The sequence below is a fragment of the Nostoc sp. NMS4 genome, from assembly GCF_017115095.1.
In the GTDB taxonomy this organism is placed as follows: Bacteria; Cyanobacteriota; Cyanobacteriia; order Cyanobacteriales; family Nostocaceae; genus Nostoc.
Genome location: NZ_JABXKI010000419.1, coordinates 1 through 11,339, shown reverse-complemented (window position 1 = coordinate 11,339; position 11,339 = coordinate 1). Strand labels below are relative to the sequence as shown.

At 41.3% G+C, this 11,339-nt stretch carries 8 protein-coding genes and 1 pseudogene; 3 read left to right on the top strand and 6 right to left on the bottom strand.

Translation table 11 applies throughout. The features are described 5' to 3' along the window. Window positions 1–223 precede the first annotated feature (223 nt). The 5 genes and pseudogenes from treZ to HWQ37_RS33560 all read right to left on the bottom strand — a co-directional run. Window positions 224–2,071 (bottom strand): malto-oligosyltrehalose trehalohydrolase, encoded by a 1,848-nt coding sequence (gene treZ, locus HWQ37_RS33580; protein WP_292755599.1) that lies wholly within the window; start codon window positions 2,069–2,071, stop codon window positions 224–226. Between the two features lie 193 nt (window positions 2,072–2,264). Next, a complete protein-coding gene (locus HWQ37_RS33575) occupies window positions 2,265–2,663 on the bottom strand; it encodes a thiol-disulfide oxidoreductase DCC family protein (protein WP_292755595.1) in 399 nt (132 codons plus the stop codon). Window positions 2,664–2,758: 95 nt separating this feature from the next. Further along, on the bottom strand, window positions 2,759–3,364 hold the full coding sequence (locus tag HWQ37_RS33570; protein WP_292755597.1) for a Uma2 family endonuclease: 606 nt from the start codon (window positions 3,362–3,364) through the stop codon (window positions 2,759–2,761). 110 nt (window positions 3,365–3,474) lie between these two features. Then, the gene (uvrA, locus tag HWQ37_RS33565; RefSeq protein WP_292755593.1) at window positions 3,475–6,408 is read right to left on the bottom strand and encodes an excinuclease ABC subunit UvrA; all 2,934 of its coding nucleotides are present in this window, start codon (window positions 6,406–6,408) and stop codon (window positions 3,475–3,477) included. Window positions 6,409–6,565: 157 nt separating this feature from the next. Then, window positions 6,566–6,780 (bottom strand): annotated as a pseudogene (locus HWQ37_RS33560) (ISKra4 family transposase); the annotation flags it as partial. 833 nt (window positions 6,781–7,613) lie between these two features. Here HWQ37_RS33560 and HWQ37_RS33555 point away from each other — a divergent pair. Both HWQ37_RS33555 and HWQ37_RS33550 read left to right on the top strand, forming a co-directional pair. Next, window positions 7,614–8,021: a VOC family protein gene (locus tag HWQ37_RS33555; RefSeq protein ID WP_292755591.1), complete on the top strand. Its 408-nt coding sequence runs from the start codon at window positions 7,614–7,616 to the stop codon at window positions 8,019–8,021. A 565-nt stretch (window positions 8,022–8,586) separates the two neighbouring features. Beyond that, entirely contained in the window at window positions 8,587–9,501 is a 915-nt protein-coding gene (locus HWQ37_RS33550; RefSeq protein WP_292755589.1) for a bestrophin family protein, read from the top strand. A gap of 96 nt (window positions 9,502–9,597) precedes the next feature. Here HWQ37_RS33550 and HWQ37_RS33545 read toward each other — a convergent pair whose 3' ends face one another. Next, the gene (locus tag HWQ37_RS33545) at window positions 9,598–10,446 is read right to left on the bottom strand and encodes a M28 family peptidase (RefSeq protein ID WP_292755587.1); all 849 of its coding nucleotides are present in this window, start codon (window positions 10,444–10,446) and stop codon (window positions 9,598–9,600) included. Window positions 10,447–10,762: 316 nt separating this feature from the next. Here HWQ37_RS33545 and HWQ37_RS33540 point away from each other — a divergent pair. Next, the coding region (locus HWQ37_RS33540; RefSeq protein WP_292755585.1) for an Hsp70 family protein at window positions 10,763–11,339 on the top strand (577 nt) is incomplete at its 3' end.

Genomic DNA, 11,339 nt, shown 5'->3' with positions numbered 1-11,339 from the left:
CCTTAATCCCCCCTTGCAAAGGGGGGAAACCGGAAAATCTAGTTCCCTCCCCTTTGCAAGGGGAGGGTTAGGGTGGGGTAAATTTTAAGGGGGGATCAATAAGTACCTAAAATCACAGCCAACCACTTTTCAAACAACCTCTTAGCTCAAACCTTAAGCCTTTAAGCTCTAACATTAAGCCTTTAAGCTCGAACCTTAAGCCTTTAAGTTCTAACTCTTTCCCTCATCCTTTTTCATAGAGTACTAAACTAGTAGGTTGCAATTTCACTTCTTGGCCTACAGACAGATGTTCAGCAGTTTCAGAACCATGCCCAGACCATGAGGTATCAGCAGAGTCCAACAATTTATTAGCATTATGCTCAAACGGCAAAGCCACTCTCACTGGAGACGAATTGAAATTCATTACAAAAATTAGTTCACTCGATTCGCACCAACGCCGCACCATAACCAACTGTTTCTCTTCATCGCTAGTCGCTTCGATGAAATTGCGGTCTTGATTCAAAAGTGCGGGATGTGTCTTGCGTAAATTAATTAACTGGCGATACCAATCCCAAAGAACTTTATGCTTACCTTGATTGCGTAATTCCCAATTAAGTTTAGACTTGAGGAAAGTTTCTGCCGATTCTGGATCTGGGGGATCGTCTGCATAGTGAAAGGCTTCAAATTCTTCTTTGCGTCCGGCTCGAACTGCTTGAATTAAATCGGGATCGGAGTGACTAACAAAGTAAATGAAGGGTGCAGTTTCGCCATATTCTTCTCCCATAAATAACAGGGGTAAGTTGGGTGATAGCAGCACAGCGCCAGCAGCTAACTTTAATCCTTCAAAAGAGATTCGCTGACTGAGGCGTTCTCCCTTCATTTGATTGCCGATTTGATCGTGATTCTGAATGCAGACTGTAAACTGTGATAAAGAGCGATCGCGGCAAGATATACCATGAAATCGTTTGCGATCGGGCGAGTATTTCCAATCGTAGATAAAAGTATCGCTATAAGCTTTTGCCAAATCAGCACACTGCCCAAAATCTTGATAATATCCTTGGCGATCGCCTGTCAACAGTGTATGCAGCGCATGGTGAAAATCATCACTCCATTGAGCATCGAGTCCATATCCACCCAGTTCTGCTGGACGAATTATTTGCGGATTATTCAAGTCACTTTCGGCAATTAAATGGCGTTTCCATCTTTGCCCTTGTTGTGAAAAGTGATGAACTGCTTCCGCCAATTCCCATAAAAAATGCTTCGCCCCTAAATCATAAATTGCTTGAATCGCATCCAGCCGCAATGCATCTATATGGAATTCACCCAACCAGTAAAGCGCATTTTCGATAAAATAATTTCGCACACCCTGACTATGAGCATCGTCGAAATTCATTGCTTCGCCCCACGGCGTTTTATAGGTTTTGGTAAAGTAGGGTGCGAACTGACTCATATAGTTGCCTTCTGGCCCAAAGTGGTTATACACCACATCCAGCACAACGGCGATATTATGTTGGTGGCAAGCATTTACCAGTTGCTTGAGTTCGGCTGGGCTACCGTAGGAATTTTGGACAGCAAAGGGATAAACGCCGTCATAACCCCAGTTGCGATATGCAAGAGTTGCCTCAATATGAGTATCTCCCGGAACCTGGGAGATAGGCATAATTTCGATGGCGTTAATTCCCAGTTCCTTCAGTTCTGGTAAACGAGGAATGATGGCGGTGAAACTTCCTTCCGGCGTGAATGTTCCAACGTGAACTTCATAGAAAATCATCGACTCCACAGGAATACCCGCCCATCCTTCGTCAGTCCACTCAAAGTGATGATCGACAATTTGCGACGGACCATGTACCCCTTCCGGTTGATACTGCGACGCTGGATCGGAAAAACTGTCTTGGCCATTCAAGACATATTGATAAAGCGTACCCGGATACACATCGTTGACCTTCGTGTGCCAGTATCCCTCAGATTGAGGCTTGAGGGGAATTAACTGCTGTTCTGGGGTCAAAATTTGCACCGTGACGCTATCTAATAGCGGAGACCAAACTGTAAATTCGCACTCTCCGTTACCCAAGTAGTTAGCACCAATTTTCACGCAGTATCCTCCCGTCAAACTCTTTGTTGTGCCAAATTCTGGCGCGATCGCAAATGTCATTGATTGCACAATGTTTACAAACACGCCAGATAGCATAATGGTTGGTCTAGCAGACTTTTCGCTAGCACCGGAAGATTGAATTTCTTAGCAAAGAACTCTGTCTAAAGTAGAGTTGCGGGAGTAGGTTTTGCAATTAGCAGCTACCATCCACACAGTACGATGATTGATATGTATTAGAACGTTTACCAAAGAGTGCGTAGCGGTGATCGCGGATTTGCTCGTAAAAGCGATCGCCTGTCCATTTCATCCCCGGTAATGCTCGATAAGCGTCTACAAATATACTTCCAGATGGCAATAACCAGCCAATTTTTTCTATTGCATTACTACCTTGCCAACGTCTCTGAGGTAGATTGCCATCAATTAAAATTACCCCTTGTTCGCAATCTTGGGCTGAAATTCCCCACTGTAAAAGTGTCTGCTCATCTTGCATGGGAGCATAGCGAAACAGCTTTCCCTTGTCTAAAGTTTCTAACAATTGCACCAGACTAACGCAGAGATTACAATTCCCGTCGTAGATTACGTAATAATTCATAAAATTGACTTGTCGGCTGTGTATAAATACAACTTTGGTATTCTAGCTTAGAAAACCGTAGCGATCGCTCTTATCTCACCAAACCATTTCCCAGTTCAAATATGCATAATGTCGTCTAACTTAAGTTGTAAATTTGTCAAGACATCAGAAGAAATAGTATCTCCTAAACGGTATTGTTGCTGCTGGTACACACCGTTAACTAACTGACAAACAGTAAAGGTAGGTTGTTTGGGATTACCAATAAATTGCAAGCCACCCAAGCCACGAAAGTCCACTATCCAATATTCTGGAATGTTAAGAAAAGCGTATTCTTCCACTTTTCTAGCATAATCATCCTGCCAATTAGTACTTACAACTTCAGCAACAAGTTTGATTGTATTGCCGTTACAAATAATCGGTTCTTTTTGCCAGAGTGGTTCTTTACTAAGTTCTGCTCGATCTAAAACAATTACATCAGGACGCAGTGCTGTAGCTTCAGCCGCAGGTGGTTTAATCAAACAAGTTTTTGGAACTAGCCAATTGAAATTAGAATTAAAAATTTCGACATAAATTCTCCCAGCAATACTACCTGCAACAGCTTCGTGTGGCCCTGTAGGTTCCATGTCTCTTAGTTGTCCGTCAATTAATTCGTAGCGCGCATTATCACCATATTGAGCGATAAATTCCTCGAAGGTAAGTAGTTTGGGTGAAGTATAAGTCATTATGTCTTGTTTCACAAAATATCTCTCAAACTCTCATTTCTCTGTGTTCTCTGCGCCTCTGTGGTTCGATTTTTGTTACCTGTGTGTAAGTACTAGCTGAGACAAAAACTCTATTTTTTCACCGCCGGATATTGTTTTAGCACCTGCTGTAAATATTGCCCAGTATAAGACCTGGGATTTTTTGCAACTTCCTCCGGTGTACCGACAGCAATCAATTCTCCACCTTTATCGCCACCTTCTGGCCCCAAATCTATCACCCAATCCGAACAACGAATTACATCTAAGTTGTGTTCAATTACTAATATAGAATTGCCTTTATCTACCAATCGTTGCAACACATCTAACAATTTATGGACATCATAAAAAGATAACCCCGTTGTCGGTTCATCGATTAAATAAAGTGTCTTACCTGTGGCGCGTCGAGATAATTCTGTTGCCAATTTTACCCGTTGCGCTTCCCCACCAGATAAAGTAGTCGCAGGTTGTCCTAGTTGGACATAACCCAAACCGACATCAAATAAAGTTTGTAAACGCGCGATCGCTTTCGGGATATTCTGGAAAAAGTCTAAACTTTCTTCAACTGTCATTCTCAGAACATCAGAGATAGACTTATCTTTGTACTTCACTTGCAAAGTTTCGCGGTTGTATCTTGCACCTTTACAAATTTCGCATTGCACGTAAACATCAGGGAGAAAGTTCATTTCAATAACATTCACACCCTGGCCGCTACAAGCTTCGCAACGTCCACCTTTAACGTTAAAAGAAAATTGTCCAGGTTTATAACCCCTAGCTTTGGCTTCGACTGTTTGGGAAAATACATCCCGAATCGCATCGAAAATTCCTGTGTAAGTTGCAGGGTTAGAACGTGGTGTGCGTCCAATTGGGGATTGATCGATCACGATCGCTTTATCAATCGCGTTTAATCCCTGAATTTTATCCAAATGTCTGGGTAAGGGAACTTTCTTAGTTAAATGGTGTTGCAAAGATGGGTACAGTAACTCGTTAATTAGAGTAGATTTACCAGAACCAGATACACCAGTGATGGAGACAAGTTTACCTAATGGAATGTCTACATCTATATTTTGTAAATTGTTACGATGAGCATTTTTAATTCCCAAACTCCGCCCATTTCCTTCGCGGCGTTCTGCTGGTGTGGTAATTACTCGCCTACCTGATAAATATGCACCAGTTAAGGAATCTTCTGCTGCTAATAATGCCTGAAAATCACCTTGGGCGATAATATTTCCGCCGTGAATTCCAGCACCAGGGCCAATATCAACAATGTGGTTAGCTGCGCGAATTGTTTCTTCATCGTGTTCAACGACAATTAATGTATTACCCAAATCGCGCAATTTCGTTAAAGTTTTAAGCAACCTGCCATTATCTCGTTGATGCAAACCAATACTCGGTTCATCTAAAACATAGAGAACTCCTGTTAAACCAGAACCAATTTGCGTTGCTAGACGAATTCGTTGGGCTTCGCCACCAGAAAGGGTCATGGCGGGACGGTCAAGGGTGAGATAATCTAAACCGACATCCAACAAAAATTGCAATCTAGCTTTGATTTCTCGCAGAACTAAATCAGCAATTTGTAACTGGCGATCGCTCAACTTAAATTGATCAATTCTCTCTCGACAATCCCCAATTGATACGGTAGTCAAATCTAAAATTCCATATTGTCCCAACTTCACCGCCAACGCTTCCGGTTTTAACCGTTTTCCCAGACAAACTTCACACGGTTGATCGATTAAATACTGCTCTAATTTTTGCTTAATTAATTCCGAACCACCCTCATATTGTCGTTGTAAAATTGGAATAGCACCCTTAAAACTCTGCTTTCTCTGTGCTTCTGCGGCTCGTTCATCTTTCTCGCCATACAAAATAATTTGCTGCTGTTCTTCAGTCAGCTTGCCCCAATTTGTCTGTAACTCAAACCCATAAAGCTGTCCCACACTATAAAGTAATTCCAAATAATAAGAATTATCTTTTTCTGACCAAGGCGCGATCGCAGCGTAAACCGGCGCTTCCCAGTCAGGTACGATCAAATCTGGCGCAAATCTCCTTAAAGTCCCGATTCCATGACAGTGGGGACAAGCACCATAAGGCGAGTTAAAAGAGAACAATCGCGGCGATAATTCCTCCATTACCGCGCCATGTTCTGGACAAGCAAAGTTTTCCGAAAATACTAATTCTTCTTCTTTGTCATTTGTCCTTTGTCCTTTGTCACTTGTCATTTGGTCTTGGTTATCACTAATGACAGATGACGGCTGACTAATGACAATATTAGCAATCCCACCCGATTGCTTGAGACACGTGGACAGGGAATCAACCAAACGCTCTTGGATATCATCTTTTTTCACCAAGCGGTCAATTACCACTTCGATGGTGTGAGTAAAATTTTTATCCAATTCAATGGAATCTGACAGTTCGCGGATCTCGCCATTGATTCGCACGCGGACAAAACCAAGGGAAGCCAGACTTGACAAAAGCTTACGGTGTGTGCCTTTTTTCCCCCTGACAACCGGCGCTAGGATTTGGAAGCGGGTGCGGTCTGGTAATTCCATAATGCGATCGCACATCTCATCGATTGTCTGGGGTGCAATACAGCGATCGCATATCGGACAATGGGGTTCGCCAGCCCGACCAAATAACAGCCGTAAATAGTCGTAAATCTCCGTCACCGTACCCACAGTAGAACGCGGGTTATGAGACGTTGACTTTTGGTCAATAGAAATTGCTGGACTTAAACCTTCAATCGCCTCCACATCCGGCTTATCTAACTGTCCGAGAAATTGCCGTGCGTAGGCGCTGAGGGATTCCACATAGCGACGTTGACCTTCAGCGAAAATCGTGTCAAAGGCTAGAGAAGACTTACCAGACCCAGAAACGCCAGTGAATACGATTAGGCGATCGCGTGGCAATTCCAAGTCAATATTTTTCAGATTATGCTGCCTAGCACCCCGAATCCGAATGGTATTCTGGCTGTTGTGGCTGGGGTACGGAAGATGTCCATTCAAGGATGCTGCTAGCTGTTGGTCTGACATATTGGGCGGCGAAGAGGGAGTTTCTGATGAAACAGTCCTTAATAATACTATCTTTAATCGGTTGATTGTAGAACAATCGTACTGTTTTAGTTAGTTCTTCTTCCAGGTGTAGGTCTGAAGCCTACACGCTCTTGCAACATAAGTGCCTCCTGCCTTCTTCACTTCTCGTCTGTGTCCTGTGTTTTCTCCTGTGACATTTTCGATAAAAAACCCCTACTTCTGGCATTAATTATATGTTCCTGCATTTGACTGCGCACTACTTCTTCAATCAACCGTGACGCTTGTCAGTTACTCAACCGGAGCATTTTTGTCGAGTATTTTCGCGAGCGCACGAGCGTGTTGGATTAAAAGTTGGTTTTCTTCCTCAGTCATGACGCTTCCCATTAAAACGATCGCCTGGATTATTCCTTTACCTTCTTATGCTTCATTTACCTTTTTTGGAAAAATAAAAACTGGGATGCACCCTTTCCGAAGGTTGTAGCTGTAGTATGTCTCTCCGAGGAGTAGAATTTGAGATTTCTATACTTTCTCAGTAATTTTTATAAAAATTCCTAATTTATATTTATTTTACTGCACAGCTATAATCTGCGCGTTCATAATCAAAATCAAATATTTACTTGAGTTTAGACTAGTACAGCACGGCGTAAATAAACCACCCATTCCAGATTAACGAAACGCTTACGCTGTATTAATTTTGAATTTTTAATTCCGCCTTGCGGTACTAGATTACTGATTTCAAACTCCAGTAATGAAAAAACTCCAGAAATGTTTGTGACAAATCTGGAGTCAGGAAAGATACGCATTTACCTATACCAAATTTTCACCTTGAGAAAATCCTACGTCATCAGGGTATACACTCAAATGTAGATAAAAGTCTTTGAGGATTCTTGTTTACACTCCTTCTCTGTTGGAATTAACGCAAAACAGCCTCAGTTTATCTGGGGCTGTTTTGCGAGAGTTGTTTGGCAGGAAGGGTACATCAATAAGTGATGCCCGTGTTAAATATAGATAATTCAGTATGCATCCTTATTCAGCCATGTTTTGGCATATCAGGATGATTGGGAAAATTTTTATTTATGGCTTTTTCCAAAAAGAAACTCCAGATGCACTAAGGCATTCTGGAGCAGTAACAGGTTTCTAACATCAATCAATTTTTACATCTGCGATCGCTCAATGTCGTTAGGGTATATACTCAAATGTGTTTTATGTCTATTCCTCCGCAAATCGACCAACAAGTTACCTTCTTTTCTACCCATAATCTCAATGCATCTACACAATTCTACGAGCAAAAGCTCGGTTTGGAGTTATGGCTTGACCAAGGAACCTGTCGAATTTATACTATTAGTGGTTCTGCATACTTAGGATTATGTGAAGCAAGCGAAAAATTAACTCCTCCAACAGGTAAGCAATCAAGTGTCATTTTTACCCTGGTAACACAGCAGGTGGATGAATGGTTTGAATATCTCAAAGAACGTGGTGTCGAATTTGAAAAGCCACCTACACTAAACGAAAAGTACAACATTTACCATTGCTTTTTCCGCGATCCTGATGGTTATTTAATTGAAATTCAACGTTTTGAGACTAACGACAAGAAAAAAGACACAACCAAATAAGTTATGTCTATACCTTTAATTTACAGGGCAGGATTTTTACAGGTTAGAACTTTTTGATTTACTGGGGTACATGATACCGATTAATGCTGTATTAACATTATCGATAGGAATATACCTTTTCTTCTATAGATTTATCGGGATGAAATACGGAGTTTATGCAGCCACGAGAAAATCTTTACATTTATTTATAATTGTCACGTAGGTGTGGCTTTTGACTTTTATATAATGTTTACCTAATTGACGATCGCAACACTCTTTGCGTCACTACTAATAACAAGTATTTAACGGGACAAGAAAATTGTATAACAGATAGGACTTACGCACAGGTAACGAAAAATCTAACCACAGAGGCGCAGAGAACACGGAGAAATGAGAGTTTGAGAGGTATTTTGCGTAAGTCCTGACAGAAATTAGAAGACAATACATAGTCACCAGTATATTGTCTTATTAAAAAGAATAGTTTTTTAAGTATCTCTTTACTAATTGTGTTAATTTTATAATGATTATTTTTAAGCTATAAATGCTGAACATATCGATTCAATAAATATCTTATTAGGTTGACTAGATGATAGCCGAAAAAATCAAATGGGTACGCACAGCATTACAACTTAAAGGTTCAGTAATGAAAGCAACTTTCAAACATATTTTATGGTGTGGAGCTTTCGGATTTTTAATTTCTCTGCTTCACCATTTTGACAAACCTGTATCCCAACCTATTTTAGGAAGTGTTATTCCTAGTATTGTTTTAGGTTTGTTACTTGTCTTTCGGACAAATACTGCTTATGAGCGATTTTGGGAAGGGAGAAAATGCTGGGGTTCTATAGTAAATAACGTCCGAAATCTAGCTCGGCAGATTTGGGTATCAGTTGATGAAATTTCACCAGAAGATAAAGACAATAAAATTACGGCATTAAACTTATTAGCAGCTTTTGCTGTAACAACTAAATTACATTTACGAGGAGAAGCTGTCAATAGCGAGTTAGAAGACTTAATGCCGTCTACTAAGTACATAAAACTGAAGATTATGAATAATCCTCCTATAGAAGTTGCCTTTTGGATAGGAGATTATTTACAGCAACAGTATCATCGTAATTGCCTTAATAGTTATCAGCTAACATCTATGCAAGAATTATTAAATAATCTTGTGGATAATTTAGGTGCTTGCGAACGGATTTTAAAAACGCCGATGCCGCTTGCTTATGCTATTCATTTGAAGCAATTGCTGATACTATATTGCTTTCTGCTACCATTTCAAATCGTGCAGAGTCTTGGTTGGTGGACAGGTTTAATTTCTGCTTTGGTTGGGTTTACTGTGTTTGGCATTGAAGCCATTGGCTTAGAGATAGAAAACCCCTTTGGTTATGACGCTAATGATTTACCATTAGATGCAATTTGCGAGACAATGAAGCGTAATATTGACGACTTAATTACTTTGACTCCTAATGCGCGATCGCGGCAACAAGATAGTATAAGCAATTGAAAAAAGTTGAGAATATTAAAATATAAATCACATTCTCAAAATAAGTGCGATCGCTAAGTCTGGTTTGGCAAACTATAAACTTCTCGTAATATCCTTTTACAACTGCCGAATTGCAATCTCTAAACCTTCACATACACGAGTCAGAAAATCTAAATCCAAAGTTGCGATCGCATCACTAGCTTTGTGATAATGTGGATTTCGTAAGAATGCCGTATCTGTCACCATCATTGCCGGATAACCCAAATCCCAAAAAGGTGCATGATCGCTAAGTCTGGTTTGGGGAACTATTAAACCTCGATTCGGCACGGGTAGCCATTGACTAGATACGCCAGCTTTGCGAATATTACGGCTCATCCCAATTAAGTCAGGCAATGTCCGCAAGTTGCCAATTAAAGCAATAAAATCACCTGTATCTGGGTAGAAGCGTTCCAGAGGAGGAGGGTAACTTTGAGAACCAGGGGTAGAATCTTTATAGCCCAGCATTTCTAAGGAGATCATTAAGCGTAGCTGTTGTTTTTGTTGATACAACAGGGCTGCATAATCAGCACTCCCTAGTAAGCCGTATTCTTCCATATCGAAAGCAACCAGCCTTAAAGGATATCTGACAGGTTCGACAGCAAACTTTCTCGCCAATTCTAGCAACACTGCCACACCTGTAGCATTATCATCAGCCGCAACTGTTCCCGGAACGCCATCATAATGAGCGCCAATTAAAATAGGTAGTAAATCCTTTTTTTGCCCTCTAGCTGGGGATGGTAAATTTAAGATCAAGTTATTACAGGCTTTACCTCTGACATCAAAGGTGTGGATTTCCACACTCCCCCATTGGGAAAATTGCTGGCGGATGTATTCTTGGACAAAAAAATGTCCAGCCGTTGCCATGTAAGGATCGCGTTCTCGCGCAATCTCAGCTAGGGAAGTTTGTAATCGCTCGGTTAAATTCAAATGGTTAAAAGAGTTGCAATATTAAGATTTTCCGGTACTCAAAGAAGCAGAGCAAGCATTATTAAGGTTAACTTACCAATTTGCAGATACCGTAAACAGAAGTAGCTGGATAACAAGAATTGAGGCTGCTTGGACACACCAATCATCGTCAATGCTATCCTAGTCTTGCAACTATCTCCTCTAGCTGCACTTCTTAGCTTACTGCCTTAATGATGAGTATTATACATTGAGGTGTTTTTATCTTGTAGCACAAAACTAGAGGTAGTTCCGCCCAATCATAATAAATATATAAGACACTTTAGGAGAAGAGTAACGCATGGGCAAGGTAGTCGGCATCGACTTGGGTACAACCAACTCAGTAGTCGCCGTTATGGAGGGTGGCAAGCCGGTGGTGATTGCCAATGCAGAAGGAATGCGAACAACCCCCTCCGTAGTTGGCTTCAGCAAAGAAGGTGAAAGGGTGGTTGGGCAAATGGCACGGCGACAAACCGTCCTCAATCCTCAAAATACCTTTTTTGCAGTTAAACGTTTCATTGGGCGGAAGTATGGCGAACTGAATGCAGATTCTAAGCGTGTGCCCTACACCATCCGCAAAGACGAAGTAGGTAATATTAAAATTGCCTGTCCCCGTCTGAATAAAGATTTCGCGCCAGAAGAAATTTCGGCAATGGTGCTGAAGAAATTGGCAGACGATGCTAGTCGCTATTTGGGTGAACCTGTGACAGGGGCAGTAATTACAGTCCCCGCCTATTTTAACGATTCTCAGCGCCAAGCCACCCGTGATGCTGGCAGAATTGCTGGTTTGGAGGTGTTGCGGATTCTCAATGAACCGACGGCGGCATCTTTGGCTTATGGATTAGATCGGGGTGACACGGAAACTATCTTAGTATTTG

Coding starts and splice junctions, on each gene's coding strand:
- HWQ37_RS33575 (WP_292755595.1), bottom strand. CDS start 2,663: ATGAATTATTACGTAATCTACGACGGGAATTGTAATCTCTGCGTTAGT.
- HWQ37_RS33570 (WP_292755597.1), bottom strand. CDS start 3,364: ATGACTTATACTTCACCCAAACTACTTACCTTCGAGGAATTTATCGCT.
- uvrA (WP_292755593.1), bottom strand. CDS start 6,408: ATGTCAGACCAACAGCTAGCAGCATCCTTGAATGGACATCTTCCGTAC.
- HWQ37_RS33555 (WP_292755591.1), top strand. CDS start 7,614: ATGTCTATTCCTCCGCAAATCGACCAACAAGTTACCTTCTTTTCTACC.
- HWQ37_RS33550 (WP_292755589.1), top strand. CDS start 8,587: ATGATAGCCGAAAAAATCAAATGGGTACGCACAGCATTACAACTTAAA.